Raw genomic sequence first — 26,344 nt, 5'->3', positions numbered from 1 at the left:
ATCAGCCCTTCACGGCGCCGTCGGTCAGTCCGCCGACAGCCTTGCGCTGCAGGAAGACGAACAGGATCAGGATCGGGATGGCGAACAGGGTCGAGGCGGCCATGGTGGCGCCCCAGTCCGTGCCGAAGTTGGTCTGGAACGAGGACAGCCAGAGCGGGAGGGTCTGGCTCTCGGCCTTCTTGTTCAGCCACAGGACGAGCGGGAACTCGTTCCAGGCGGTGATGAAGCCGAACAGCGAGGTGGACATCAGGCCCGGGGCCAGCAGCGGGAAGATCACCTTCACGAAGGCCTGGCTGCGGGTGCAGCCGTCCACCATCGCCGACTCCTCCAGCTCCTTGGGCACCGCGGCGATGAAGCCGCGCAGCGTCCAGATCGTGAAGGGCAGGACCATCATCATGTAGAAGATGGTCAGCGGGACGAGGCTGTTCAGCAGGTCGTTGTCGCGGGAGATCATGTAGACGCCGATGGTCATGACCTCCCACGGCGCCATCTGGGCGACCATGACGACCAGGACGAAGGTCTTGCGTCCGCGGAACTTCATCCGGGCGATGGCGAACGACGCCAGGGTCGCGATCACCAGCGAGATCAGCACCGCGCTGATCGTGACGGTGAGGCTGTTGGTGACGTACGTCCAGAAGTTCGGGGCGTGGACGGCCTTGTCGAAGTGGTCGAGGGTCGGGTTCAGCGGGAGGAACACCGGCGTCCGGCTGATGATGTCGTTGTCCTGCTTGAAGGCAGTCGAGAACATCCAGTAGACGGGGAAGATGAAGAAGACGAAGAGGACGACCGCGATGACGTTCGGCCAGGTACGTCCGATGAGCGAGCGCCTCACAGCTCGTCCTCCTGCTTCAGAATGATCCGGAAGTAGTACGCCATCAGCGCACCCAGCATCAGGATGGTGAGCACCGCGATCGCGGAGCCGACGCCGAAGCGCTGGGCACCGCTGCCTTCGAGGAAGGCGTGGACCGGGAGGGTCCGGGTGAGCGAGTCGGGCCCGCCGTGGTTGATCAGGTAGACCTGCGTGAAGGCCTTGAACACCCAGATGACCTCAAGGAAGGTCGTGGCCAGGAAGAAGGGCTTCAGGTTCGGGAACACCACCGAGCCGAAGATCTTGAACGCGCCGGCCCCGTCCATCCGGGCGGCCTCGTAGAGCTCCTTCGGGATGGTGGTCAGGGCGGCGTACATGTTGAAGGCCACGAAGGGGACCGAGCCCCAGACGATCAGCAGGATGATCACGAAGAACGTCGTGTACTGGCCCTCGGTCCAGCTGAAGGTGGCCATCGAGTGCCAGCCCAGCTTGTCCAGGAACCAGTTGACCACGCCGAAGTGCTGGTCAAAGAGCCAGGTGTAGACGGTGGTCGCCGCGACCACCGGCATCGCCCAGGCGAGGATCAGCGAGAGCGAGAGCAGCAGCCGCATCTTCTTGCCGAGGCGGTTGAGCAGCAGGCCGATCAGGGTGCCGCCGACCATGATCAGGACCACGTTGACCACGGTGAACGCCACCGTGCGGCCGGTGACCGCCCAGAAGTCCGGGTCCTTGAGCTGCTCGGTGTAGTTCTCCAGGCCGTTCCACTCGGTCAGGTGCAGGATGAACTGCCGCCTGTTGAGGTTCTGGAACGACAGCAGCACGGTCTTGAGCAGCGGCCAGCCCAGCAGGGCCAGGGTCGCCACGACGGCCGGTGCCAGCAGCAGGTACGGCAGGAGGCGGGAGCCGATGCCGGCCCGGGCCGCCGGTCTGCCGCTGTTCTTCGGGGTGCCATGGGTGCCGACGACGGCACCCTTCTCAGTACTGGCCACAGCAGCCTTCCCTGACTCCGGGGACTGTGTCTGCACCCGCTCCGAATGCACAGCCATCGTTCTCTCTTCCTAACAACCTGGCCACGACGGATAGGCGCCGCTCACCGGCTCCCCGCCGGGAGTCGGTGAGCGACGCCGCTCGACTTGCTTACTGCTTGGCGTTCAGACGCTTCGCGATCTCGTCGTCGGCCTTCTTGGCGGCCGCGGCGTAGTCACCCGTGAGGGCGCCGGTCAGGAAGCCCTTGATCGGGTTCGGCTCGTTCTCGACGCTCGCCCAGGTCGGGACGTTCGGGGTGATCGCACCGTTGGAGGCGGCCGGGAGGGCGGCCTTGGCGAAGTCGCCGGCGACCTGGCTGTTCAGCGCGGCCTTGTTCGGGACGTTGCCCGCGGCGGCGACCAGACCCTCGTTCTTGTCGTTGAGGGCGATCTTCAGGAAGTCCTTCGCCATCTCGGTGTTCTTGCTGGTCGCCGAGATCGCCAGGTTCGAGCCGCCGAGGAAGACGCTGGAGGCCTTGTCGGCGGTCTTGCCCGGGAGCGGGAAGAAGCCGATCTTGTCCTTCGGCATGGTCTTCTCGTCCGGGAGCTCCCAGCCGAGGCCGATCATGGCGCCGATGTCACCCTTGCCGAAGACGTCCTTCTGCTGCGGGGTGGCCTCGTCCTTGTCCTTCGGAGCGGTGGTCGAGTAGCTCTGCAGCTTCTTGTAGGTCTCGAAGGCCTTCTGCGCCTCGGGGGAGGACAGACCGCCGACCCACTTGTCGCCCTCCTTCTTGGCGAGCTTGCCACCCTCGCTGGTGAGGAGACCGAAGTAGACGTACCACTCCTGGCCCGGCATGTAGATCGCGTCGGTGACGCCCGCGGTGGCCTTCAGCTTGTCGAAGTCCGCGTAGAGCTCGTCCAGGGTCTTCGGCGTGGCGGTCAGGCCGGCCTTGGTCCACAGGTCCTTGTTGTAGGCGACGACGCGGTTGGTGACGAACCACGGGGCGGCGTACTGCTTGCCGTCCAGGATCGCGGCCTCGTTCTGGTTGGCGGCCCAGTCGGCCCCGCCCAGGGCGGCCTTGTCCTTGGTGATGTCGAGCAGACCACCGGTGGCGGCGTAGCCCGCGGTCTGGGTGTTGCCGACCTCGAGGACGTCGACCGAGCCCTCGGACAGACCGGCGGTGACCTTCGGGCCGATGCCGTTCCACGGCTGGACCTGGAAGTCGACCTTGGAGCCCGGGTAGGCGGTCTCGAAGTCGGCCTTGACCGAGTCCGTCCAACCCTTGGGGGCGGAACCGTCCATCGTCCACACGGTCAGCGTCTTGCCACTGTAGTTCTTGGTGGCGGCGGAGGAGGACGAACCGCTCGCGGTGTTGTCGCTGTCCTTCTTGCCGTCCGAGCCGCAGGCCGCCAGGCCGACGACCATTGCTGCGACGCCGACCGCCGCGATGAGCTGACGCTTCACGCCATCCTCCTGAGGGATGCCTGGGTTACCCCCGTCGGGTGGCAGCGGCAGACCCACATAAAGCGGGAGGAAAGGTGCCGCGGTCCCCAGCGAACGGGTGGGGGGATTCATAGTTACCGGCCTAGTGGTGTAGACCAGATGCCTGGAGCTTGGCCTAGACCAATGGGCCTGTCAACGGCTGTTCGACCTATCAGGACCACCCGTTATCAAGCCGACACCGCACATCGTTCATCGCGTGATGAGGTATTCGTTCCGTAGCCATACATGCAACGATGTGAGCCGTTAACGATATGGCGGGGCACCTACAGGCCCTGTAAGAAGCGGGAGACAGGTCCGATGAGCAGCGACGGGGGCAGCACGGCCCAGGTGAACGACCCCCAGGAGAAGAGCCTCCAGGGCCAGCCCGCCGGGGACGCCACCGCACGGGTGCCGAAGTACTACGGCCTCAAGCGCCACCTGCTGCAGCTCACCGAGACCCAGCCCGCCGGCACCCCGGTACCGCCCGAGCGGGCACTGGCCGCCCAGTTCGACACCTCGCGCACCACCGTGCGCCAGGCCCTCCAGGAGCTGGTCGTCGAGGGCCGGCTGGAGCGCATCCAGGGCAAGGGCACCTTCGTCGCCAAGCCCAAGGTCGCCCAGGCCCTCCAACTGACCTCCTACACCGAGGACATGCGGGCCCAGGGCCTGGAGCCCACCTCCCGGCTGATCGAGATCGGCTACATCACCGCCGACGAGCACCTCGCCCCGCTGCTGGACATCAAGCCCGGCGGCCGGGTGCTGCGGATCGAGCGCCTGCGCCTGGCCAACGGCGACCCGATGGCCATCGAGGTCGCCCACCTCTCGGCCAAGCGCTTCCCCGCGCTGCGCCGCAACCTCGCCAAGCACAACTCCCTGTACACCGCCCTGCGCGAGGTGTACTCGGTGACCGTGGCCGAGGCCGAGGAGACCATCGAGACCACCCTCGCCAACCCGCGCGAGGCCGGCCTGCTCGGCTCCGACCTCGGGCTGCCGATGCTCCAGCTCTCCCGGCACTCCTTCGACGCCGAGGGCCAGCCGGTCGAGTGGGTCCGCTCGATCTACCGCGGCGACCGCTACAAGTTCATCACCCGCCTCAAGCGCCCGGAGTAGCCCTCCGGCCGCCCCGGCCCCCCTGAGCTGCCGAGCCCCGGCGCGCGAAGCGCGTGCCGGGGCTCGCGCGCGTCCGGATAGCGGGAAGTTCCGCCATTCCCGGTGACACAGATCACTCCATGCTCTAGATTTCGCACCCGTACTGACTGTCGATCACCAGTGGTGCTGCTCGGCGGGCTCAGGGGGGTGTGCGGTGCCCGCTGGGCTGCGGCGCCGACGGGGTGACCCCTCCGGAGCGGAGCCGAACCATGTCGTCAGACCTCCATCCCACCGAACCTGTCATGCCCGAGCCACCAGGGGCGATCCCGGCCGTCACGCCGGAGCGGGTGCTGGCCGGACTCGCCCTGCTCGTGCCGATCGTCGCGATGCTCTGGGTGTCCTCCTACGACAAGACCGACCCCGAGGTCGGCGGGGTCCCCTTCTTCTACTGGTACCAGCTGCTCTGGGTGCCGATCTCGGCCGTCTTCACGGTGGCCGCGTACCTGCTGATCAACCGGGACGAGAAGGCCCGCAAGGCCCTCCGCAAGGCGGGTGGCGCGCGATGAACGGCGTCAACGTGCCCGCCCTGGTCGTCTTCCTGCTGTTCTTCGCGCTGGTCACCGTGATGGGCTTCCTCGCCTCGCGCTGGCGCCGGGCGGACGACGCCCAGCACCTGGACGAGTGGGGCCTGGGCGGCCGCAGCTTCGGGACCTGGATCACCTGGTTCCTGCTCGGCGGGGACCTCTACACCGCGTACACCTTCGTCGCCGTCCCGGCGGCCGTCTACGCGACCGGCGCGGCCGGGTTCTTCGCGGTGCCGTACACGATCATCGCCTACCCGCTGGTCTTCCTCTTCCTGCCCCGGCTCTGGTCGGTCTCCCGGGTGCACGGCTACGTCACCCCGGCCGACTTCGTGCGCGGGCGCTACGGCTCCAGGCCGCTGTCCCTCGTGGTGGCGCTGACCGGGATCCTGGCCACCATGCCGTACATCGCCCTGCAGCTGGTCGGCATCCAGGCGGTGCTGGACGTGCTGGGCGTCGGCGGCGGCGAGAACGCCAACTGGTTCGTCAAGGACCTGCCGCTGTTCATCGCCTTCGGCGTGCTGGCGGCGTACACCTACTCCTCCGGGCTGCGGGCGCCGGCGCTGATCGCCTTCGTCAAGGACACCCTGATCTACATCGTGATCATCGTCGCGGTGATCTACATCCCGATGCGGCTCGGCGGCTACGGGCACATCTTCGACGCGGTCGGCGAGAAGTTCAGCGCGCCCAAGGCAGCCGGCTCGCTGACGGTGCCGGAGAACAAGCAGTGGACGTACGCCACACTGGCGCTCGGCTCGGCGATGGCGCTGTTCATGTACCCGCACTCGGTGACCGGCGTGCTGGCCTCCAAGTCCCGCAACACCGTGCGCCGCAACATGGCGATCATGCCCGCCTACTCGCTGATGCTGGGCCTGCTGGCGCTGCTCGGCTTCATGGCGATCGCGGCGGGCGTCGGCAAGGGCGACAAGAAGTTCAACACCCAGCTCTCGGTGCCGCAGCTGTTCGAGAACATGTTCCCGGACTGGTTCACCGGCGTCGCCTTCGCCGCGATCGGGATCGGCGCGCTGGTGCCGGCCGCCATCATGTCGATCGCCGCGGCCAACCTCTTCACCCGCAACGTCTACAAGGAGTACCTGAAGCCCACCGCCACCCCCGCCGACGAGACCAGGGTCGCCAAGCTCGCCTCGCTGCTGGTGAAGGTCGGCGCGCTGGTCTTCGTGCTCACCATGGACAAGCAGGCCGCGATCAACCTGCAGCTGCTCGGCGGCCTGTGGATCCTGCAGACCTTCGTCTCCATCGTCGGCGGCCTGTTCACCCGCTGGTTCCACCACTGGGCGCTGTTCGCCGGGTGGGCGGCCGGCATGGTCTACGGGACCTGGCAGGCGTACGGCCTGGCCAGCCCGGCGACCAAGCACTTCGGCGGCAACGCCACCGAGATCCCCGGCATCGGCGAGCTGGGCTACATCGGCCTGACCGCCTTCGTGCTCAACCTGCTGGTCTCGGTGGTGCTCACGGTGGTGCTGCGGGCGCTCAAGGCCCCGGAGAGCCCGGACGAGACCCGTCCGGGCGACTACAGCGCCGAAACCGGCGACGAAGAGCTGAAGAACGCGCCGGAGCCCGTGGCGGCGCACTGATACGCCCCGCGCGCGCCCTGTGATCGCGCCGCCTTCTCCGTGAACACTGGAGAAGGCGGCGCGATCATATGTATGAACGGCCGCACACCCAGAGCACCATCCAGCACGACCAGACCGGACCGCCGGACGGCCGGCAACTGATCGCACCGGCATCGACCACGGGGAGAAGCGGCGATGGCAGAACTCGGCACCACCCTCAACGGCCAGTACCAGTCCACCCACGGCGCACCGCCCACCGCACCGGCCGCCGCCCACCGGCTGCCGTCCGTCCTGATCGCCACCCGGCACGGCGAGTCCACCGCCAACGTGGAGTTCCAGCTGGCCGAGGCGGCCGACGCGCTGAGCGTGCCGATCAGCTGCCGGGACGCGGACATCCCGCTCTCGCTGCACGGCCAGCAGCAGGCCCAGGCGCTGGGCCTGTGGTGGGCCGCCCTGCCCAGCGCCGACCGCCCGCGCAGCGTCTGGTGCTCGCCGTACGTCCGCACCACCGAGACGGCCCGGATCGCGCTCGCCCAGGCCGCCGGGCTCGGCGCGGTACCGGTCTCGCTGAACGTGCGCTACGACGAGCGGCTGCGCGACCGCGAACTGGGCGTGCTGGAGATGCTGACCAAGGCCGCGATCGAGGCCAAGTACCCCGAGGAGGCCGCCAGACGGCGCAAGATGGGCGAGCTGTACTACCGGCCGCCCGGCGGCGAGTCCTGGGCCGACGTGGCGCTGCGGATGCGCGGGCTGCTGCGCGACCTGGGCGAGGAGGAGGCCGGGCGGCCGGTGCTGCTGGTCGGGCACGACTGCACGGTGCTGATGCTCCGGTACGTGCTGGACCGGCTGACCGAGGCCCGGCTCACCGCGCTGGAGCCGGTGCGCAACTGCTCCACCAGCATCTGGCGCGCCGAGGGCGGGCGGCTGCAGCCGGCGCACTGGAACGACACCGGGCACCTGGAGGGCACCCGGTAGCCCGCCCTGTCCGGCGCCGCGGCGCCGGCCCGGAAGGCGACGGGCTCAGCCGGCGACGGGCTCGGCGAAGCAGCGGCGGTAGGCCAGCGGGGTCGTGCCCAGCCGGCGCCCGAAGTGGTGGCGCAGGGTGGCCGCGTTGCCGAAGCCGCAGCTGGCCGCGATCACGTCCACCGATTCGGTGGTGGACTCCAGCATCCGCTGCGCGAGCAGCAGGCGCTGCCCGGTGAGCCAGCGGTGCGGGGTGGTGCCGGTCTCCTGCTGGAAGCGGCGGGCGAAGGTGCGCGGCGACATGTGGACCCGGGCGGCGAGCTGCTCCACGGTGGACTCCTCGTCCAGGTGGTGGCGCATCCAGTCGAGCAGCGGGGCGAGCGAGTCGCCGTCGCCCTCGGGCAGCGGGCGGGCCACGAACTGGGCCTGCCCGCCCTCGCGGTGCGGCGCCACCACCATCCGGCGGGCGATCCCCCGGGCCACCTCGGCCCCCTGGAACCGGCGCACCAGGTGCAGACAGGCGTCGATGCCGGCCGCCGTCCCGGCCGAGGTGATCACCGGGTCGTCGTCCACGTAGAGCACGTCCGGCTCGACCGTGGTCAGCGGGAAGCGCCGGGCCAGCTCCTCGGCGTGCCGCCAGTGCGTGGTGGAGCGGCGGCCGTCGAGCAGCCCGGCGGCGCCGAGGACGAAGGCGCCGCTGCAGATCGACAGCACCCGGGCGCCGCCGTCCACGGCCGACCGGAGGGCGTCGACCAGCGGTTGCGGGTACTGCGGGCGCAGGCCCGTCGCCGTGACGATCACCAGGTCGGCCTCGGCCAGCCGCTCCGGGCCGTGCGGGACGTCCACCGTGAAGCCCGCGTGGGTGCGGTGCGGACCGGTCCGGGCCCCGGCGATCGCGAAGTCGTACCCGGGCAGGCCCTCCTCGGTGCGGTCCAGGCCGAAGACCTCGCAGGCCACCCCGAGTTCGAAGGGGTGGAGCTCCTCCAGGACCACCGCGACCACGTTCGTCAGCATGCCGCCCAGGATGCCCTCCCGGGCGGCCCGGGGGGAAGGGGTCGGGTGGCAGTATTTCGATGCAATCGGTCATTCCTGCCACTCGTGCTGTCCGGACGGCCCCGCGAGAGTGGAGCCATGGACTCCGACACACTCGCAAGCGCCCTCGCCCTCGCCGGTGCCGTCGGCGGGTTCGGCCTGCTCGGCACCCTGATCGGCCGGGAGGTCGCCCGGGGCACCGCCGCCGGCCGCGACAACTGGCACCGGCCCGGCGGCTACCCCGCCGACCCCGCCCTGCCCGACCGGCTGTACGGCACCATGCCGGCCGCCTCCCTGCGCCCGTCCGCCGACCCCGCCGCCGACTCCCCCGCGCTGCCCGCCGCCGACCGCCCCCCTGTCGTACCGGCCGGCCGCGCCGCCACCCGCCGGACCGCCGGCCCGGCCACCCGTCCCGCCCCGGCTCGGGCCGTACCGGCCGGCTCCGGCACACTGGCCGGATGGACATCGTCATCCGCCGGGCCCGGGCCGAGGACCTCGAAGCCGCCGGCCGCATCACCGTCGAGGCCTTCGTCGGCGACGGCTACACCTCGCCCGAGAGCCGCTACGTCGACCTCCTGCGCGACGCCGCCCGCCGGGCCCGGGAGGCCGAACTCCTCGTCGCGGTCGACCAGGCCGACGGACGGGTGCTCGGCTGCGTGACCTTCGCCGTGGGCGGTACCGAGTGGGCCGACATCGCCGACCCGCACGAGGGCGAGATCCGGATGCTCGCCACCGCCGCGGCCACCCGCGGCCGGGGCGTCGGCGAGGCCCTGGTCCGCGCCTCGCTGGCGCGCAGCCGCGAACTGGGCCTGGCCGGCATGGCCTTCTCCACCCGGCCCGAGATGACGGCCGCCCACCGCATCTACGAGCGCGTCGGCTTCCGCCGCACCCCCGAGCGGGACTGGGCGCCGTACCCGGGCATGGACCTGATGGTCTACAGCCTGGCGTTCTGAGCAGGCCCCGGGGCTGGGCCCTGTCCTGGTACGCCTAGGCCTTGCCCTTGGTGCGTTCCAGCAGCACCACCCGGAGGTTGGGCACCGCCTCGGTGCGGACGGTGTGGAACTGCTTCAGCTCCTTGGCCACCTTGTCCGACACACTGCCGTACGGCCGGCGGTCCCCGCTCGCCACCAGCAGCCAGATCCGCTGGACCCCGGCCATGCAGCGGGCCGGCTCCTCGCACTCCAGCGCGCCGAAGCTGCCGGCCTGCTGCGCGGTCACCCAGAGCAGGGTGTCCTTCGGAGCCGGGCGGTCGCGCAACTCGTAGGCCAGCGCCCGGCGCATCGAACTGGTCGGCTCGAACACCACGCCGTCCCCGGGGTGCAGTCCGGCGCTGATCACCCGGGCGGCGGCGCGGGCGTCCGCCTCCCCGCCCAGGTCGTCCCGGACGCTCGCCTGGGCCGGCCAGGCCAGCACCGCGGCCAGCGCGAAGGCCACCACCAGCGGAACCGGCCCGACCACCCAGCGCGGCGGGGTCCGGGAGGCGGTGAGCTGGGCGACCAGCCCGGGCAGCCGGCCGATCGCGGCCGCGGTGAGCAGCATCCAGGCGGGCACCGTGAAGAGCAGGTAGCGGGCCAGGAACAGGTGCAGCCAGTGCGCGGTCGCCACGGTGACCAGCACCGGCACGAGCGCCCAGCAGATCAGCGGACCGACCGGCTGGCGGAGCAGCAGCAGGCCCACCGCGCCGAGCACGCCCAGCGGCAGCAGGGTCCAGCCGAGCGCCGAGGAGCCGGCCAGGTCCTTCACGAGTTCGCCGAGGTCGCCCCAGTCGCGCGCGTTCCAGGCGATCTGGCCGCTCTGCCCGGCACCGAGCAGCAGCAGCGGGCTCAGCAGCAGCACCGCGGCGGCCGAGGCCACCGCCCAACGGCCGAACAGCACCCAGCGGGCCCCGGCGTCGTCCGTGCCGCGGCGGAACTCGCGGGCGACCAGCAGCAGGTGGCCGGGCAGCACCATCAGCGTCACCAGGTGGGTGAGGCCCATGGCGACCACGGTGAGCGCGTAGCCGGCCCAGAGCAGCAGCACCGGCCGCAGCCCGGCCGCGGCGGGCCTGCGGTCCTGAACGATCCGGGTGATCAGCAGGGTGCTGCCGGAGGCCGCCAGGACGGCGAAGGCGTACGGCCGGGCGTCCTGGCCGTACCAGGTGATGCTGGGACAGACCGCGAACAGCACTCCGGCCAGCAGGCCCAGCCGGGGGGAGAGCAGCCGCCGCCCGAGCAGGGCCACGCAGCCGGCGGCGGCGGCCATCGCGAGCGCCGAGGGGATCCGCAGCGCGGCCTCGGACTGGCCGGCCACCGACACCCACAGGTGCAGCAGCAGGTAGTAGGGCGCCAGCACCAGGTCCATGTTCCCGGTGAGGGTGCCGAGATCGGACCAGGACAGCGTGGCCGCCCACCAGGAGGCGTGCTCGTCCCGCCAGAGCTGGCGGTCCTGGATGCCGTAGAGGCAGAGCGCGAGGGTGAGCAGCACGGGCGGCAGGGCGATGCCGAGGGCGGCCCGCCACGGCGGGGCCTGCTCACCGGCCTCGGGCGCGGCCGGGACGGGTGGCACGGCCGCGGCGGAGGCCGGGAGCGGTGGCACGGACCCGGTGGAGGCCGGGGGCACGGCCGGGGGCGCGGGCGGAGGCGGCGGCGCCGTGGGGGGCGCGGCCGCGGGCGCGGGCGGGGACGGGGGCATCGGCGGGTGGCCCGGGGCCGGCGGCCAGGCCGCCGACGCACCCGTCGCACTGGTGGAGGTGGTCATCGCTACTGTTTGACCCAGATCCGGTAGTAGCCGGTTCCACCCACGTGTGTGAAGGGAATGCGCCCGAGCAGCCGGTAGTGCGGGCTCTGCGCGATCGCCTCCGCCACCACCCGGTCGGTGTCCGGGGTGGCGACCCCGTCCAGCACCACTAGGTCGAACCAGCCGTCCGCGATGGCCGTCCGGTAGCCGTCGTCGCCGGTGTGCAGTTTGTCGGCCTTGTCGACGTACCCGATGCCGTAGGTGGAGGTCCACTGGCTCTGCAGGGTGAGGTCGCGCGTGTAGTACACCGGGACGTTGTCGGCCGAGGCCAGGTAGCGGCCGGTGCTGGTGACGTGCTGGCGCAGCACCTCGGTCATCCGGGTGGAGTCCGGCCAGGTGTCGAACCGCCAGGTCGACTGGGTGAGGCCGAGCGCGAGCGCCACCACCCAGAGCAGGATGCCCAGTTGCGGGTGCCGGAAGTGCGGGCCGACCAGGCGGGCCAGGCCGATGCCGGCCATCGGCGCGGCGAACAGCAGCCCGAAGCCGAGGTGCTTGTAGAGCGCCACCGAGGTGTGCAGGTGCATCTGGTAGGCCGGGGCGAGCAGCGCGGTGCCGGTCAGCAGCAGTCCGAGCAGGACTCGTCGGCGCCGGCCCGGGCCGGTCATCGTGCGGACCAGCGGGGACTCGTTCATCCGGCCGCGCAGCGCGTAGGCGATCGCGCCGCCGACCGCGGTGACGAACATCAGGCCGCTGAACTCCACGCACTGGCGGGCCAGTTCCGTCCAGGGCTCGGTGCCGTGCGCGCGCTGGGTGGTGGTCGCCTGGACACCCTTGAGGACGTCGGTGAAGGTCATCCCGAGCCAGAGCAGCGCACCCGAGCCGCCCGCCAGCAGCACCCCGCGCAGCATCGGCTGGCGGACGCCGTTGCGCCGCCCGGTCAGCACCGCGAGCAGCACCAGGCTGGGCAGGTAGAGCGCCGAGGCGTACTTCAGTCCGACCGCCAGCACCGCGACCGGCGCGGCCGCCAGGACGACGGCGGCGGGCGCCCTGTCGCTGCGCACCACGATCCAGATCGCAAGCGCGAGCAGCAGCACCGCCGGGGCGTCGTAGGTCGCGAAGAAGCCCAGCACCACGGTGGACTGGGTGACCGCGAACATCGCCGCCGCGCCGAGTGCGACGCGCTCGTTGAACAGCCGCCGGGTGAAGCCGTAGAGCAGCGCGGTGGAGCCCAGCATGGAGAGCAGGCTGAACAGCCGCACCCCGAGCATGCCGAAGTGGTTCTCCACCACCGCGGCCACGATCGGGTAGAGCGTCGGCGAGCCGGAGAAGTAGGTGTTGTAGTCCTTCGGCATCGGGGTGCCGTACATCCAGTGGGACAGCTGCGCGTGTCCGGCGTACATGTACAGCGCCTCGTCCTGGAACGCGGTGTTCGACAGGCGCACGGACATCGCGGTCTGGATCGCCAGGATGGCGATCAGCAGGGCACGGCTGACCCAGGAGCGGCGGCGGCCGGAGTCGAGCGTCCAGCTGGCCTCGGGCACCGGCGGCAGGGTGTAGCCGGGGCCCTCGTCGACCTCGGCGGGCTCGGGCTCGGCTGCGCGGCGGCGGCCGCGGCGGGGCCCGGCCTCCGGGTCCGACCCCGGTTCCGGTTCCGATCCCGGCTCCGGCCCCGGCTCCACGGGCTCGACCGGTCCGCGGGTGGCGGGGGCGGGCTGCTCCGGCTCCGCCCCGGGCGCCCTACGGCGACCGCGGCGCGGCCCGGGCGGGCTCGGCACGGGCTCGACCGGTCCGTCCTCGGCAGGGGCGGCCGGCTGCTCCGGCTCCGCCCCGGGCGCGCGGCGGCGACCGCGGCGCGGCCCGGGCGGGCTCGGCACGGGCTGCTCGGCGTCGCCGTCGAGCGGCTCCTCCCGCGGCAGGGCCTCCGGATGCAGGGCCTCCTGTTGCAGGGTCCCCGACGAGCGGGCGTCCTGCGAACGGGCCTCCGGTGAACGGTTCGGCTCCGGGTTGGTCGACTGCGGCCGGTTCGGCTGCGGGCGGGGGCTCTCGAACCACGACCCGCCGGTGTCGGGGATCCGGACCGGCCCGTCCTCGACGAACGGCGGCTCGGCGGCCGAAGGCTCGACCGGCAGCGGCTCGACGGACTGCGGCTCGACGGGCGGCCCGTCGGCGCGGCGGCCGTCGGCGGCCTCCGGTCTCGGGCCGGGGACCCGGCGGCGGGTGCGGTGCGCTGGGGAGGACGTCATCAGGGGCTCTTCACATCGAAGCTGTAGCGGCCGTCGGAGACCGCCTGCTTGAAGGCGGTCTGGGACTGCTGGTCGCTCTCGATCCGCCAGTCGACCTCCTTGTTGAGGTTGAACCAGATGAAGCCCAGGCAGTCGGAGCGCTTCAGCACGTTGGCGGCGAGGTTGAAGATGTCGGCCGGTTTGCGGGCACCGGGTTCGGAGCCGGTCTCGGCGATGATCCAGGGCTTGTTGGTGAAGGTGCGGATCTGGGTGAGGGTGGGCGTGTACAGGGTGTCGAAGGTGCCCGCTTCGAGGTGCGTGTAGTACGCGACGATCCCCACCCAGTCGACGTAGGTGTCACCGGGGTAGTACTGCTTGAGCGTCACCGTCGGCACCGGGTTGATGCTGTTGGGGCTCCACACCCAGATCACCTGGCCGACGCCGAGCTGGGTGAACACGTCGTGCAGGTGCTGGTAGGCGGCGACGAAGTCGGCGGCGGTGGTGGTCTTGGTGCCCCAGTCGTACCAGGTGCCGTTGAACTCGTGGGCGAAGCTGATCGCCACCGGGATGTTGGTGTTGCGCACGGCGGCCGCGTACCGCTTGACGTAGTCGTCGTGCTTGCCCGCCGCGATGTCCGCCAGCGGCGTCTTGTAGGGCTCCCAGGCGATGAACGGCATCGCCCCGGCCGCCCAGGCGTTGGTCACGCCCTTGACGTCGTACTCGTCACCCCAGCCGGAGTAGTACTCGACGATGTTCGGCCGCTTGCCGGCCTTCGTCGCGAACTCGTCCACGCCGGCCATCGACTGCGGGGCGCCGTCGACGGCCACCCCGATGTACTTCTTCGCCGGCTTGAGCAGCGGCCGGACGTCGTAGGGCAGATCGGCGGCCGCCGTCGCGGCGGGCGAGGGGGCCGCCGCGGAGGCGGTCGGCGACGCCCCCGGGGAGGCCGTGCCGGAGGCGGTCGGGGCCGGCGCCGGGGCGGCGGCCAGCGGTCCGAGCGGCTTCTCGCCGAGCAGGTCGCAGGCCGCCAGCGGGAGCAGCAGCAGGGCCGCCGCGAGCGCGCGGACCAGACCGGAGCGGGCCCGGCCACCCCGTCCGGAAGTGGTGTGGAGCGTCATGCCGCTGCGTCCTGGGATCGGGGCTGGATGAGGATCCGGCCGACGGTCACCGCGTAGAACAGGCCGGAGGAGAGGACCAGGGCGAAGTCCAGCGGGTACATGGTGAACATCCGGTAGACCGCCGCGACCACCCAGACCAGCGCGGAGCCCGCGCCCCAGACGATGACACCGGTCCAGAACCGCCGCTGGCGGTTCTTGGCCTTGCTCGAACCGGTCGGCTGCCAACCGCGCTCACGCCCGCGGACGAGGTCCCAGACGGCGAAGAAGTGCGCCCAGCCGTACATCATCCGGCCGGCCCAGGCCTCCAGGCGGTACGGCGCCCGGTGCCAGAGCGGGAAGATCAGGGTCGCGTACACCAGGCTGGGGATGACGAGCGTCAGGTGCTCGACCTTCAGCAGGTCGGGCCGCCAGAGCAGCAGCATGATCGGCAGCATCGGCAGCGCGAAGGTCAGCAGCGCGGTGTGGATGTAGTACAGGAACCCGGAGATGTAGCAGAGCCGGGTGGTGAAATCGAGCTTGGTCTTCCAGAACTTCCGGCTGGTCATCAGCGACATCGAGCCCATGCACCAGCGGTACTGCTGGTTCTGGAAGGCCCCCGCGTTGTCCGGGCAGACGCCGGTGGACAGCGCCACCGGTATGTACTGCAGGTCCCAGCCGAGGGCGCGCAGGTCGAAGCCGGTGTGGACGTCCTCGGAGTGGGCTATCAGCGTGGTGCCGCCGTTCTCGTCCAGCGCCGCCCGCCGGTAGACCGCGCAGCTGCCGACGCAGATCGCGCCGTCGTTGCGCTGCCGGGCGACCTGGACCGAGCGGTAGAACAGCTCCTGGATCGCCCCGGCGCCGCGCTCGATCCAGTTCTGCGAGTCCAGCACCCGGAAGAACTGGGGCGTCTGCACGATGGCGAGCCGGCTGTCCCGCTGCAGGTACGGCAGGACCTCGTGCAGCAGGTCGTGGCGGGGCGCGAAGTCGGCGTCGAGGATCAGGATGAACTCGCCGTCCGAGCGCCCGAAGCCGTAGTGCAGGTTGCCGGCCTTCTTGAACCAGCCGCGGTTCTCGCGGACGCCGTAGCGGAAGCCGAAGTCGGCGGCCATCGCCTCGACCTCGGGGTTCGCCGCGTCGTCCAGGACGAACGGCATCACCAGGCCCGGGTAGTGCTCGGCCATCTTCCGGACGTACGTCCACGTGTTGTGCAGCACCTCGATCGGCTCGCCGCAGACCGGCAGGAAGACGTCCACGGTCGGGAGGTCGTCGGGCTTCCACTGCCGGACCAGCCGGCGGTGCTCCTTGATGTCGAAGTTCGGCGTGAAACTGTTCACGCGCAGCGACACCAGGTAGTAGACGACCGTGAAGAACAGGAACGGCACGCAGAGCCAGAACCACGACCCCACGGAGTACAGCTGGCCCTGGCTGATCACCAGGCAGGCGAAGCTGACCACCGAGCAGAGGGTCAGCACCCACTGGTGCCTGATGGTGTAGCTGTACTTCTCCTGCGAAGTGGGCGGGGCCGGCAGCAGCAGCGACGGGACGGGCTCGCCCGGGCTGCCGCGTCTGCGGCCTGCCGCTCTGCGCCGTCTGCTGGTCGCATTGACGGCAGCGCTCACCGCGCGGTACCTCCTGCTCGCTGATTCCCCGTCTCGGGGGCGCTTTGGGGCAGGCCGATACCTCCCCCCGAAAGCGGTCATCCTATCCGACGGCCATCTGCCGCCCGCACCGGGACGGTTGGCCGCCGGACGGTCCGCCGGCGGCCTCCTGCGGCAGACTCAGCCGGTGTGTCCGGCGCGGCCCAGCAGGACCGCCTTGGTGCGGTCCGCGAGCAGGGCGCCGGCGGTCGAGGCCACCGGGTCGCTCTGGTCCGGGGTCTGCTTGAGCGAGCCCGCCACGGTGAAGTAGCCGAAGCGGCCGATCGCGGCGTGCGTCTCCGTGCAGCCCGACTTGTCGGTCACGCAGAACATGGCCACACCGGGGCCGGACAGACCCTGGATCAGGCCGGCGTGACGGCCGAGCGCGCGGTCCGCGCCCGCCTTGTTGTCGAAGACCGCGACGCCGACGGTCACCGCGCTGTCGCCGCTGACGTACGTCGCGCGGACCAGCGAGCGGCAGGTGTCGTCGCCGAGGGCGAGGCCGAGGCCTCCGGTGGTCGCCTTGGAGCACGGGGACGTGGCCCCGGTCACCTTGCGGGTCCACACCTTGCCGTCGATGGTGCGGGTCTGGTCCGGGAACAGCGTCGCGGCGTCGACCGGGAGCTTGTCGGTGGCGGCGTCCGAGATGACGGCCAGCGCCTGCTCGGTGGGCACGCCCGCCGAGGTGGAGCTCGCGGTCGGCTTGGGGTCGTTCTTGGTGTCGCCGTTGCCGTTGATCCACACCGCGGCCGCGACCACGCCGCCGACCAGGACGGCGGCCAGCGCCGCGGCGCCGATCCACAGGCGCTTGCGCTTACGGGACTCGTTCGCGTGGCGGTCCGCCATCGCGCCCCAGTCCGGCTCGGCGGGGGCCTGCGGCGCGGGCTGCGGCCACTGGTTGTACGGGGCGGGCCCGCCGGGGCCCTGCGGCGGCCCGGTGTGGGGCTGCGGCGCGGGCTGCGGCATCGGCTGGGCCATCGGCTGCGGCTGCGGCTGCGGCTGCGGCTGCGGCACGGGTTGCGGCTGCGGGTGTGGCTGCGGCTGCGGCTGGGCCATCGGCTGCGGAGCCGGCGGCGGGTACGCCCCGGGCCCGCTCGGCACATGCGGCGGCGCCGGCGGCTGGGCCTGCGGCGGCACCCCGGCCCCCGGCTGCGCGTACGGGGTCGCGGGCGGCCCGAAGCCACCGGGCGGCGGCACCGGCGGCCCCCCCTGCTGCTGCGGCGGCACGGGCGGTTGACCCGGCGGCACCTGACCCGGCGTTTCCGGCTGCTGACCCGGCACCGGCTGTGCCGGCTGACGCGTCCACTCCGCCGGTACGCCCGTTCCCTCGCTCATGTGCCGAGATCGTAGGGCATGACCCTGACGGCCAGTCGTCCGGTAACCAATCCGTTCCCAAAACCGGCCGTCCACCGGACACGCCAGGGCCCGCGCCCGCACCCGCCGTCATCGTCCCGACACGCGGCGCCGCACAACATGTGGTGTCGCATCGAGCGGACACCACTAGATGTATGCTCGATCCTGCTGTCGACGCAGGGGAACCCGGTGCGAGTCCGGGACTGCCCCGCAGCGGTGTGCGGGCGGCTCCCCAGAGAGCCCGCGAGTCCGAGTACCTGCCGACGGCGTGCCACGGCCTCCCCGCAGAGGCCCTGCAGCACGTGCAGTACTTCCGGGCCTCGCGGGCGGGCCGGGGATGCCACCGTCGCGCGACGCCACCGGGCGTTCGCGCCGTGCTCCCCTGCCCCGATCGGCCCGGTTGCCGGATCCACCGCCGATCGCCGCCAGGAGAGAGCGCCTTGACCACCGCTGCCTCAGCCACCCTGCCCGCCCAGGGTTCCCCCGCCGAACCGACGGTTTCCGACCCCGGCGGTTCGCTGCTCCGGCTACTGACCGACCGCAGCGTCGATCTCCCCCAGGTGGACCCCGGCCATGTCGCCGCCGCCGCGCTCCGCGGCCGCCACGCCGGCTCGGACTTCGCCGAGCTGCGCGGACTGGCCGTGGAGGCCGCCGCCTCGATGATCGCCGAGGACCCGCAGTACTCGAAGCTGGCCGCCCGCCTCCTCGCCCTGGAGATCGTCGACGAGGCCGTCAGCCAGGGCTCGGTCTCGTTCTCCGCCTCGATCGCCGTCGGCCACGCCGAGGGCCTGATCGGCGACACCACCGCCGCCTTCGTCGCCAAGCACGCCGACACCCTGAACGCGCTGATCGACCCCAGCGGCGACGACCGCTTCGAGTACTTCGGCCTGCGCACCGTGCAGAGCCGCTACCTGCTGCGCCACCCGATCACCCGCAAGGTCGTCGAGACCCCGCAGCACTTCCTGCTCCGCGTCGCCAGCGGCCTGGCGGTCGGCGACAACGAGCAGTCGGTGCGCGAGGTGGCCGAGCTGTACCGCCTGATGAGCCGGCTGGAGTACCTGACCTCCTCGCCGACCCTCTTCAACTCCGGCACCCGGCACCCGCAGATGTCGAGCTGCTACCTGCTCGACTCGCCGCTGGACAACCTGGACTCGATCTACTCGCGCTACGCCCAGATCGCCCGCCTCTCCAAGCACGCCGGCGGCATCGGCCTGTCCTACTCGCGGATCCGCTCGCGCGGCTCGCTGATCCGGGGCACCAACGGCAAGTCCAACGGCATCGTCCCGTTCCTGCGCACCCTCGACTCCTCGGTCGCCGCCGTCAACCAGGGCGGCCGCCGCAAGGGCGCGGCCTGCGTCTACCTGGAGACCTGGCACGCGGACATCGAGGAGTTCCTGGAGCTGCGCGACAACACCGGTGAGGAGGCGCGCCGCACCCACAACCTGAACCTGGCGCACTGGATCCCGGACGAGTTCATGCGCCGGGTGAACGCCAACGCCGACTGGTCGCTGTTCTCCCCCGCCGACGTGCCCGAGCTGGTCGACCTGTGGGGCGTCGAGTTCGACGAGGCGTACCTGAAGGCCGAGCAGGCCGGCAAGGCCGTCCGCACCATCCCCGCGCAGACCCTGTACGCCCGGATGATGCGCACCCTGGCGCAGACCGGCAACGGCTGGATGACCTTCAAGGACGCCTCCAACCGCGCCGCCAACCAGACCGCGCTGCCCGGCCGCACGGTGCACAGCTCCAACCTCTGCACCGAGATCCTGGAGGTCACGGACGACTCCGAGACCGCCGTCTGCAACCTCGGCTCGGTCAACCTCGGCGCGCACGTCGCCGCCGGTGCCACCGCCGCCGACCTGCTGAACGCCATGGACTGGGACCGGCTGGACGCCACCGTGCGCACCGCCGTCACCTTCCTCGACCGCGTGGTGGACATCAACTTCTACCCGACCCCCGAGGCCGGCGCGTCCAACTCGCGCTGGCGCCCGGTGGGCCTCGGCGTGATGGGCCTGCAGGACGTCTTCTTCCAGCTCCGCCTGGACTTCGACTCCGCCGAGGCCAAGCAGCTCTCCACCCTGATCTCCGAGCGCATCATGCTCACCGCCTACGAGCGCTCCGCCGACCTGGCCGAGCAGCTGGGCCGGCACGAGGCGTACGGCGAGACCCGCGCCGCCCGCGGCGAGCTGCACATCGACCACTTCCCGAGCGCCGCGCCCGAGTGGGCCGACCGCTGGACCGCCCTGCGGGCCCGGATCGCCACCACCGGTCTGCGCAACTCGCTGCTGCTGGCGATCGCGCCGACCGCCACGATCGCCTCGATCGCCGGCGTGTACGAGTGCATCGAGCCGCAGGTCTCCAACCTGTTCAAGCGCGAGACCCTCTCCGGCGAGTTCCTCCAGGTCAACCCGTACCTGGTGCGCGAGCTCAAGGAGCTCGGCGTCTGGGACCAGCAGACCCGGGACGCGCTGCGCGACGCCAACGGCTCCGTCCAGGAGCTCAACTGGCTGCCCGCCGGGGTCCGCTCGCTGTACCGCACGGCCTGGGAGCTGCCCCAGCGCGCGCTGATCGACCTGGCCGCCGCCCGGATGCCGTACATCGACCAGAGCCAGTCGCTGAACCTCTTCATGGCCGCGCCCACCATCGGCAAGCTCAGCTCGATGTACGCGTACGCGTGGAAGGTCGGTCTGAAGACCACCTACTACCTGCGCTCGCGCCCGGCGACCAGGATCGCCCAGGCCGCGTCGGGCACGGCCCGCGCCGCCGCCCCGGTTCCGGCCGACCCGGTCAGCGTGGGCACCCCGACCCTCACGCCGGAGGAGGAGGCCGCGCTGGCCTGCTCCCTGGAGAACCCCGAGTCCTGCGAGGCCTGCCAGTAATGTCCGACGACCGCGAGAAGATGCTGCTCGACCCCGGGTTCGAGCTGACCCTTCGCCCGATGCGCTACCCGTCGTTCTACGACCGCTACCGCGACGCGATCAAGAACACCTGGACCGTCGAGGAGGTGGACCTGCACTCCGACGTCGCCGACCTCGCCAAGCTGAGCGAGGGCGAGCGGCACATGATCGGCCGGCTGGTCGCCTTCTTCGCCACCGGTGACTCGATCGTCTCCAACAACGTGGTGCTGAGCCTCTACAAGCACATCAACTCCCCGGAGGCGCGGCTGTACCTGTCGCGCCAGCTGTTCGAGGAGGCCGTGCACGTCCAGTTCTACCTGACGCTGCTGGACACCTACCTTCCGGACCCGGAGGACCGCAACGCGGCCTTCGCCGCGGTGGAGAACATCCCCTCCATCCACCAGAAGGCCCAGTTCTGCTTCAAGTACATGAACGCGGTCGACCACATCGACTCGCTGCAGACCAAGGACGACCGCCGCGCGTTCCTCCTGAACCTGATCTGCTTCGCGGCGTGCGTCGAGGGCCTGTTCTTCTACGGCGCGTTCGCGTACGTGTACTGGTTCCGAAGCCGGGGCCTGCTGCACGGCCTGGCCACCGGCACCAACTGGGTGTTCCGGGACGAGTCCATGCACATGGACTTCGCGATGTCGGTCGTGGACACCGTCCGCGAGGAGGAGCCCGACCTCTTCGACGAGACGATGGCCAAGCAGGTCACCGAGATGCTGGAGGAGGCCGTCGAGGCCGAGCTCCAGTTCGCCCAGGACCTCTGCGGCGAGGGCCTGCCCGGCATGAACACCGCGTCGATGCGCGAGTACCTGCAGGCCGTCGCCGACCAGCGGCTCGCCCGCCTCGGCATGCCGATCCGGTACGGCTCGACCAACCCGTTCGGCTTCATGGAGCTCCAGAACGTGCAGGAGCTGACCAACTTCTTCGAGCGCCGGGTGTCGGCGTACCAGGTCGCCGTCGAGGGCTCGGTCGCCTTCGACGACGACTTCTAAAGAAGGCGGACACGACAGAGGTGCCCCGCACGGCCACGGCCGCGCGGGGCACCTCTGCGTTGGGCTCAGAAGACCGGAAGGTCCCCGCACCCGGCCCCTGTCACGAAGGCCGCCCACGCCCCGGCGGCGAGGAGCAGAGCCGGCCCCTCCGGATCCCTGGAGTCCCGGAGGGCCGTCGCCATCAACCCGACCCGCGTCCCGACGCAGCTCCCGCCCTGACCGCTGTACGTGCCCGGTCGGCCGGTCCGGCAAGGGCCTCCTGGGGCTTCCTAGCCCCAGATGCCCTCGGTGGGCAGGCTCCAGTAGCAGGAGCCGTTGGTGCCCGAATTGTAGTTGTACCGGGGGTCGCCCCAGGCGTAGAGCGTGCTGCCCGTGGCCGGCCCGACGATGCCGTCGACCTCGGTGTTCGGGTCGGTGTCATTGGCCTGCAGGTACCTGATCGCCTCCTCCGTCTGCGGGCCGAACAGGCTGTCTTCCTTGATCTGTGCGTGGTAGATGTTCATGGTCTTGAAGATGTGGTTGAGGCTGTGCTGCACGCACCACACGCCGGCCTTCGTGTTGGGGTAGCCGTTGCCGATGTAGCTCACTCCGACCCTGGCCTGGGCGCTGCCGCTCAGCATGCCGCTCACGAACAATGCCGCGGTGCCCGCAACGAGACCGATCCTGGCAACCCTGCGCTTGCGCATGGCCCTTCCCCCTCTTGACGGTGTTTCGGAATTCACCAGGGGGCCCTCTTCACCCCTGGCGCTGCGTCAACTATAGGAATCCGCAACCCACTCCGAGTGGCGCCAAACCCCGCAGGCGGCATCCCGGGATTCGTCTCACGACGCTGACCTGGGAATTGGGACGCCACCATGCCCCCAATTGGTGACGTCCCACTCTGACGGACGGTGGGTGGAGACGACCACGGCCCACCGCGACGCCATCCGCTCCTGCACCAGCCCCGGCCGGTCCGACTTCTCACGCGCGTGGTCGCGGCTGCTCAGGCCCGCGCGCAGTTCGCACAGTTCGCGCGGTTCGCACGGCGAAGGCGGTGGCGGGCGGCCAGGCCCAGGGCTAGGCCCCAGGCGAGGAAGAGGCCGTACCAGAAGAGGCCCCAGGCGGCCTGCGGGTGGGCGTCCTTCGCGGCGAAGGCGGGCGCGGAGACCACGCGGTCCGCGGCGAGCAGGTACTGCATGGCGAAGTAGGTGAAGCCCCAGAGCACCATGCCGACGGAGGCGATCGCCGCCGGAACGGCGATCAGGCGGGCCGGGATCCGCCGGCCCCACGGGCGTACCAGGGCGAGCGAGAGCACCGCGCCGAACACGGCGACCAGCCCCATCCCCCAGTATCCGGTCGCCGCCGCCCATGTGCCGTGCGGCGCCGAGGCAAAGTCGCCCGGGAAGGTCGCCGCGACGCCGGCGCCCCACCAGAAGTGCGGTGCCGCATAGGCGAGCGCGGCCCCGGCGGCCGCGTAGCCGGCCCACCCGGAAGAACGGTTGCTCCGGTCGGGCAGCGGGAGGGCGGTCACGGCGGCCATGGGGCTCTCCGGGGATCGTCGGGTTCGGCGCGGTGATCCGAGTCTTCCCTCGTGAGCACCCGCGGCGGATCCGGCCGCCGCACGATCCCACTCCCCCTGCGGGGGGAGGCGGCCCCTGCGCAGGAAGTCGGAGGGGCCGCCTTCCTGCGCAAGAACCGCGAGGATTCAGGCGAACCACCGGGCGGGGCGCCCGCGCCCGCGCGCGCCGCCCGTACGGATGAACTACCGGGCCGCGCCGCCGCGGGACATCCGCACACGATCAACCCCCGCGTACGGTCCGGCGCACAGCCGAACGAAAGGGGCCCACCGTGCCGACCGGAATCCTCGACTACAAGAGCGATGCGATCGTCCAGCTCATGAACATGGCGGAGGAGGACTGGACCGAGCAGGAGCTCAAGGACGCGCTCCAGCGGGCGATCATGCTGGAGCTCTCCACCATCCCGCCCTACGCCACCGCCCTCTGGTCGATCACCGACCCGGACAACGGCAAGCCGGTCCGCCACACCATCCGCGAGATCGTCTTCGACGAGATGTCCCACTTCGGCCTGGTCTGCAACATGCTCACCAGCATCGGCGGCACCGTCGTCCTCACCGACCCCGCCACCGTGCCCAAGTACCCGGGCCAGCTCCCCGGCGGCGTCAACCCCGGGCTGGAGGTCTTCCTCAGCGGGCTGAGCCGCGACTCGGCCTGCCTGTTCGCCGACATCGAGAAGCCCGAGCACCCGCTCGCCTTCGCCGCCGACGGCAACACGATCGGCGCCTTCTACCAGCGCATCGCCAACGTGTTCCCGAAGTTCGCCCACCTGCTCACCGGTCAGCGGCAGGTGGAGTTCCCGCTCGGGTCGAGCCACGGCGCCGGCAACGACATCATCCCGATGAACACCATCGACGACGTCCTGAAGGCGATCAACATCATCCAGGAACAGGGCGAGGGCACCACGGCCTCCCCGGTGAACCCCTTCCCGGGCTCCCCGGGCGAACTCGCCCACTACTACGCCTTCAAGGAGATCGCCGTCGGCAAGAAGCTGGTCTTCGACGACCAGACGGGGAAGTTCGAGTTCGCCGGCCCCGACCTCCCGCTGCCGGACACCTCCCCGGTCGCCCGCGTCCCCCAGGGCGGCTGGGCCAACTCCCCCGGCAACGAGCCCGACGCGACCACCGCCGGCCTCCTGCGCACCTTCAACCAGCACTACAGCGACATGCTGCGCGCCCTCGAAGGCGCCTGGGGCGCCGACGGCCCGGACTCGATCGGCCCGGCCATCGGCCTGATGGGCCAGATGCGCCGCGCCGCCCAGCAGGTCAACGGCGTCAAGCTCCCCGCCGATCCCCGCTTCACCTACGGCCCGGAGTGGCTGTTCGTCCAGTAGCAGCCCGCGCCGCGGAACGACGAAGGCCGGTGCGATTTCGCCGCACCGGCCTTCAACACGCCCTCGGACGTCAGTCGTTCGCCACCGTCGCGTACCGCGGCGTGCCCTCGGCCATCTGCCGCAGCGCGTCCTTGCGGTCCCGCTTGGACAGCTTGTCGATGTACAGGAACCCGTACAGGTGGTCCGTCTCGTGCTGCAGGCAGCGGGCGAAGAAGCCGGTGCCCTCGACGCGGATCGGGTTGCCGTCCTTGTCGACGCCGGTCACCGCGGCGTAGTCGGGCCGGGGCAGCTCGGCGTAGGCCGTCGGCACCGAGAGGCAGCCCTCGTTGCCGTCGTCCAGCACCCGCTTGCTGCCGGCCGGCAGCTCCTCCAGGACGGGGTTGACTACGTGGCCGATGTGGCGCACGCCCTCGTCGTCCGGGCAGTCGTAGACGAAGACCTTGAGGTCCACGCCGACCTGGTTCGCGGCCAGGCCGACGCCCTCGGCCGCGTACATCGACTGGAACATGTCGTCGATCAGCGCCGACAGCTCACCGTCGAACACGGTGACGTCCTTGACCTCCCGGTGCAGCACCGGGTTGCCGTACACCGTGATCGGACGCGCGGTGCCCTTCGAGAGGTCCGGCTCCTCGCCGACCACCTTCACCGGCTGGGCCTCGCCCTGCTCGGGCTCGTGGTCGTGGTCGTGCTGGTGGTCGTGCTGCTCCGCCATCGCTGCTTATCTTCCGATTCCGTGGACTACCGAGGTATACCGATCAAGAGTAAGCGGCCCGGTCAGCAGACTTCTTCGAGATCCCGATACGCCCTGGTCCCCGGCGCCGCCGCCACCCAGCGGTCCAGCAGCGTACGCACCACCCCGGCCGGCGCCGCGAGCCCGCACTCCCGCTCCACCAGCCAGGACATCCCGCCCGCGCCCTGACTCAGATGGCTCAGGTGCCCCGGGTGGGCCGCGTCCCCGTCGTCGTGCGGATCGTGGTGGGCCGTGTGGCCGTCGTCGGACGCCATCCGGCTCTCCGAACACGCCCGGCACAGCAGCCGCACCGAGGACGTCCAGTCCTCCGCCGCGTACCCCGCGTCCGCGACCAGCCGCTCCAGCGCGTCCCGGTCCCCCGCCGTGGCGGCCTGCAGCAGCACCACGTACGTCGGCACCGGGGACGGCGCCCACAGCTCGATCTCGTCGAACACCGGGTACGCCACGCCGTCGGTCACCCGCTCGCCGTGCGGGGCGCCGTCGTGCAGCACCACCTCGCCCCACCGGCGGCCGGAGGACGGCAGCGGAATCGACAGCACCTCGATCCGGGCCGGGTCCAGCCGGCGCCCCCACACCACCTCGGACTCGCCGTCCGGCGACAGCCGCACCGGGGTCGTCCCCAGGTCCAGGCTCACCGGACCGTCCGGCTGCGCCCCGGGGCCGCCGGGCAGCCGCAGCCCGTACGCCTGCCAGGCCCGCCGCGCCAGCGGCCAGTCCTGCAGCGCCGTCGCCGTGATCCCCAGGTTCCACCAGTCCGGCGCGCCCTGCTCGCGGTCCAGCAGCGCCACCGCCCGCAGCCCGGCCGCCCGGGCCTGCTCCCAGTCCCGGCGGAACTTGTGCAGCAGCGCGAGGTTGAACCAGGAGTCCGACAGCCACGGCTCCAGATCGGCGGCCATCACCAGCAGCGCGCCCGCGTCCTCGAAGCGGCCGTCGCCGATCAGCGTGAAGGCCCGGTCGGTCGTCTGCCGCCAGGTGGCGGACGGCCGGTGCCGTGCCCGGTGGAAGATCCTCACGTTCGTCCCTGCCGTCGTCGTCCGCTGAAGTCCCGCACCACTTCTCCCGTATCCGCTCCCGCGTCACGGTCCCGGTGCCCCGGGTCGGTGTTCCACGCTACGACCGCATCCAACCACGCCCGCTGCCGCCTGCGCTCCCCACCGCCGCGGTTGCACCTGCTTCCGGCCCCCGCCCCTACCCAGCCTGCCCGCCCCGCCGCCCGGCCTCAACCCCAGCCGCCGGACCGGCCCCGGAGACGGCCCGGACACGACCCGGGCCCGAGCCGGGGCCGAGCCTGAGCCC

At 71.3% G+C, this 26,344-nt stretch carries 21 protein-coding genes, 1 pseudogene and 1 riboswitch; of the genes and pseudogenes, 8 read left to right on the top strand and 14 right to left on the bottom strand.

The features are described from left to right. Position 1: 1 nt before the first annotated feature. From ACGFZP_RS06300 to ACGFZP_RS06290, 3 genes are all read right to left on the bottom strand, one after another. Positions 2-832: a carbohydrate ABC transporter permease gene (locus tag ACGFZP_RS06300; RefSeq protein WP_392929148.1), complete on the bottom strand. Its 831-nt coding sequence runs from the start codon at positions 830-832 to the stop codon at positions 2-4. Further along, positions 829-1,854, bottom strand: a complete 1,026-nt coding sequence (locus tag ACGFZP_RS06295) for a carbohydrate ABC transporter permease (protein WP_392929146.1) — start codon at positions 1,852-1,854, stop codon at positions 829-831. The genes ACGFZP_RS06300 and ACGFZP_RS06295 overlap by 4 nt, the downstream gene beginning before the upstream one ends. A 91-nt stretch (positions 1,855-1,945) precedes the next feature. Further along, positions 1,946-3,238: an extracellular solute-binding protein gene (locus ACGFZP_RS06290; protein ID WP_392929144.1), complete on the bottom strand. Its 1,293-nt coding sequence runs from the start codon at positions 3,236-3,238 to the stop codon at positions 1,946-1,948. A 336-nt stretch (positions 3,239-3,574) separates the two neighbouring features. Between ACGFZP_RS06290 and ACGFZP_RS06285 the strand changes: the two genes are divergently transcribed. The 4 genes from ACGFZP_RS06285 (at position 3,575) to ACGFZP_RS06270 (ending at position 7,475) form a co-directional block, all read left to right on the top strand. Next, positions 3,575-4,366, top strand: coding sequence for a GntR family transcriptional regulator (locus ACGFZP_RS06285; protein ID WP_392929142.1), 792 nt, complete (start codon positions 3,575-3,577; stop codon positions 4,364-4,366). A 281-nt stretch (positions 4,367-4,647) separates the two neighbouring features. Further along, positions 4,648-4,911, top strand: a complete 264-nt coding sequence (locus tag ACGFZP_RS06280; RefSeq protein WP_392929140.1) for a DUF3311 domain-containing protein — start codon at positions 4,648-4,650, stop codon at positions 4,909-4,911. Then, positions 4,908-6,521: a monocarboxylate uptake permease MctP gene (gene mctP, locus ACGFZP_RS06275; protein WP_392929138.1), complete on the top strand. Its 1,614-nt coding sequence runs from the start codon at positions 4,908-4,910 to the stop codon at positions 6,519-6,521. The genes ACGFZP_RS06280 and mctP overlap by 4 nt, the downstream gene beginning before the upstream one ends. A 174-nt stretch (positions 6,522-6,695) precedes the next feature. After that, positions 6,696-7,475 carry a histidine phosphatase family protein gene (locus ACGFZP_RS06270; protein WP_392929137.1) on the top strand — a complete coding sequence of 260 codons (780 nt, stop codon included), beginning with the start codon at positions 6,696-6,698 and terminating at the stop codon, positions 7,473-7,475. A 45-nt stretch (positions 7,476-7,520) separates the two neighbouring features. Here the strand turns inward: ACGFZP_RS06270 and ACGFZP_RS06265 are convergent, their stop codons facing one another. Further along, a complete protein-coding gene (locus ACGFZP_RS06265; protein ID WP_392929136.1) occupies positions 7,521-8,477 on the bottom strand; it encodes a helix-turn-helix domain-containing protein in 957 nt (318 codons plus the stop codon). Between the two features lie 476 nt (positions 8,478-8,953). On the opposite strand from ACGFZP_RS06265, the gene ACGFZP_RS06260 reads away from it, so the two are divergent. Further along, a complete protein-coding gene (locus ACGFZP_RS06260) occupies positions 8,954-9,448 on the top strand; it encodes a GNAT family N-acetyltransferase (protein WP_392929134.1) in 495 nt (164 codons plus the stop codon). A gap of 34 nt (positions 9,449-9,482) precedes the next feature. On the opposite strand, the gene ACGFZP_RS06255 is transcribed toward ACGFZP_RS06260, so the two are convergent. The 5 genes from ACGFZP_RS06255 to ACGFZP_RS06235 form a co-directional block, all read right to left on the bottom strand. Further along, positions 9,483-11,069 carry a glycosyltransferase family 39 protein gene (locus ACGFZP_RS06255; protein WP_392929132.1) on the bottom strand — a complete coding sequence of 529 codons (1,587 nt, stop codon included), beginning with the start codon at positions 11,067-11,069 and terminating at the stop codon, positions 9,483-9,485. A 164-nt stretch (positions 11,070-11,233) separates the two neighbouring features. Continuing rightward, entirely contained in the window at positions 11,234-13,453 is a 2,220-nt protein-coding gene (locus ACGFZP_RS06250; RefSeq protein WP_392929130.1) for a glycosyltransferase family 39 protein, read from the bottom strand. Further along, positions 13,453-14,550, bottom strand: a complete 1,098-nt coding sequence (locus ACGFZP_RS06245; protein ID WP_392929129.1) for a glycoside hydrolase family 26 protein — start codon at positions 14,548-14,550, stop codon at positions 13,453-13,455. The genes ACGFZP_RS06250 and ACGFZP_RS06245 overlap by 1 nt, the downstream gene beginning before the upstream one ends. After that, positions 14,547-16,148: a glycosyltransferase family 2 protein gene (locus ACGFZP_RS06240; protein ID WP_392929127.1), complete on the bottom strand. Its 1,602-nt coding sequence runs from the start codon at positions 16,146-16,148 to the stop codon at positions 14,547-14,549. The genes ACGFZP_RS06245 and ACGFZP_RS06240 overlap by 4 nt, the downstream gene beginning before the upstream one ends. 159 nt (positions 16,149-16,307) lie before the next feature. Next, positions 16,308-17,180 carry a hypothetical protein gene (locus ACGFZP_RS06235; RefSeq protein ID WP_392929125.1) on the bottom strand — a complete coding sequence of 291 codons (873 nt, stop codon included), beginning with the start codon at positions 17,178-17,180 and terminating at the stop codon, positions 16,308-16,310. A 477-nt stretch (positions 17,181-17,657) separates the two neighbouring features. Next, a riboswitch (cobalamin riboswitch) is annotated at positions 17,658-17,799 on the top strand. Positions 17,800-17,983: 184 nt separating this feature from the next. On the opposite strand from ACGFZP_RS06235, the gene ACGFZP_RS06230 reads away from it, so the two are divergent. After that, positions 17,984-20,395 (top strand): ribonucleoside-diphosphate reductase subunit alpha, encoded by a 2,412-nt coding sequence (locus ACGFZP_RS06230; RefSeq protein WP_392929663.1) that lies wholly within the window; start codon positions 17,984-17,986, stop codon positions 20,393-20,395. Next, the gene (locus ACGFZP_RS06225) at positions 20,395-21,411 is read left to right on the top strand and encodes a ribonucleotide-diphosphate reductase subunit beta (RefSeq protein WP_392929124.1); all 1,017 of its coding nucleotides are present in this window, start codon (positions 20,395-20,397) and stop codon (positions 21,409-21,411) included. Before ACGFZP_RS06230 ends, ACGFZP_RS06225 begins: the two co-directional genes overlap by 1 nt. A gap of 65 nt (positions 21,412-21,476) precedes the next feature. On the opposite strand, the pseudogene ACGFZP_RS06220 reads toward ACGFZP_RS06225, so the two are convergent. The 3 genes and pseudogenes from ACGFZP_RS06220 to ACGFZP_RS06210 form a co-directional block, all read right to left on the bottom strand. After that, positions 21,477-21,629, bottom strand: a pseudogene (locus ACGFZP_RS06220) (DUF397 domain-containing protein); the annotation flags it as partial. Between the two features lie 51 nt (positions 21,630-21,680). After that, on the bottom strand, positions 21,681-22,031 hold the full coding sequence (locus ACGFZP_RS06215; protein ID WP_392929122.1) for a peptidoglycan-binding protein: 351 nt from the start codon (positions 22,029-22,031) through the stop codon (positions 21,681-21,683). Between the two features lie 362 nt (positions 22,032-22,393). Beyond that, positions 22,394-22,930: a DUF3995 domain-containing protein gene (locus ACGFZP_RS06210; RefSeq protein ID WP_392929120.1), complete on the bottom strand. Its 537-nt coding sequence runs from the start codon at positions 22,928-22,930 to the stop codon at positions 22,394-22,396. Positions 22,931-23,238: 308 nt separating this feature from the next. Between ACGFZP_RS06210 and ACGFZP_RS06205 the strand changes: the two genes are divergently transcribed. Continuing rightward, a complete protein-coding gene (locus ACGFZP_RS06205) occupies positions 23,239-24,297 on the top strand; it encodes a ferritin-like protein (protein ID WP_392929119.1) in 1,059 nt (352 codons plus the stop codon). A gap of 70 nt (positions 24,298-24,367) precedes the next feature. Here the strand turns inward: ACGFZP_RS06205 and def are convergent, their stop codons facing one another. Together def and ACGFZP_RS06195 are read right to left on the bottom strand one after the other, a co-directional pair. Further along, positions 24,368-25,009, bottom strand: coding sequence for a peptide deformylase (def, locus tag ACGFZP_RS06200; RefSeq protein ID WP_392929117.1), 642 nt, complete (start codon positions 25,007-25,009; stop codon positions 24,368-24,370). Between the two features lie 62 nt (positions 25,010-25,071). Next, on the bottom strand, positions 25,072-26,061 hold the full coding sequence (locus ACGFZP_RS06195; RefSeq protein WP_387944294.1) for a tetratricopeptide repeat protein: 990 nt from the start codon (positions 26,059-26,061) through the stop codon (positions 25,072-25,074). Positions 26,062-26,344: the final 283 nt, after the last annotated feature.

Origin of the sequence: Kitasatospora sp. NPDC048239, from assembly GCF_043202015.1 — a bacterium.
Classification (GTDB): domain Bacteria; phylum Actinomycetota; class Actinomycetes; order Streptomycetales; family Streptomycetaceae; genus Kitasatospora.
The sequence above is the reverse complement of the archived record's forward strand: the minus strand, read 5'-3'. Positions and strand labels throughout refer to the sequence as shown.

Excerpts from the sequence above, each read along its gene's own strand:
- ACGFZP_RS06295 (WP_392929146.1), bottom strand. The coding sequence starts at position 1,854 with ATGGCTGTGCATTCGGAGCGGGTGCAGACACAGTCCCCGGAGTCAGGG.
- ACGFZP_RS06285 (WP_392929142.1), top strand. The coding sequence starts at position 3,575 with ATGAGCAGCGACGGGGGCAGCACGGCCCAGGTGAACGACCCCCAGGAG.
- ACGFZP_RS06280 (WP_392929140.1), top strand. The coding sequence starts at position 4,648 with ATGCCCGAGCCACCAGGGGCGATCCCGGCCGTCACGCCGGAGCGGGTG.
- mctP (WP_392929138.1), top strand. The coding sequence starts at position 4,908 with ATGAACGGCGTCAACGTGCCCGCCCTGGTCGTCTTCCTGCTGTTCTTC.
- ACGFZP_RS06270 (WP_392929137.1), top strand. The coding sequence starts at position 6,696 with ATGGCAGAACTCGGCACCACCCTCAACGGCCAGTACCAGTCCACCCAC.
- ACGFZP_RS06265 (WP_392929136.1), bottom strand. The coding sequence starts at position 8,477 with ATGCTGACGAACGTGGTCGCGGTGGTCCTGGAGGAGCTCCACCCCTTC.
- ACGFZP_RS06260 (WP_392929134.1), top strand. The coding sequence starts at position 8,954 with ATGGACATCGTCATCCGCCGGGCCCGGGCCGAGGACCTCGAAGCCGCC.
- ACGFZP_RS06250 (WP_392929130.1), bottom strand. The coding sequence starts at position 13,453 with ATGACGTCCTCCCCAGCGCACCGCACCCGCCGCCGGGTCCCCGGCCCG.
- ACGFZP_RS06245 (WP_392929129.1), bottom strand. The coding sequence starts at position 14,550 with ATGACGCTCCACACCACTTCCGGACGGGGTGGCCGGGCCCGCTCCGGT.
- ACGFZP_RS06225 (WP_392929124.1), top strand. The coding sequence starts at position 20,395 with ATGTCCGACGACCGCGAGAAGATGCTGCTCGACCCCGGGTTCGAGCTG.
- ACGFZP_RS06215 (WP_392929122.1), bottom strand. The coding sequence starts at position 22,031 with ATGCTGAGCGGCAGCGCCCAGGCCAGGGTCGGAGTGAGCTACATCGGC.
- ACGFZP_RS06210 (WP_392929120.1), bottom strand. The coding sequence starts at position 22,930 with ATGGCCGCCGTGACCGCCCTCCCGCTGCCCGACCGGAGCAACCGTTCT.
- def (WP_392929117.1), bottom strand. The coding sequence starts at position 25,009 with ATGGCGGAGCAGCACGACCACCAGCACGACCACGACCACGAGCCCGAG.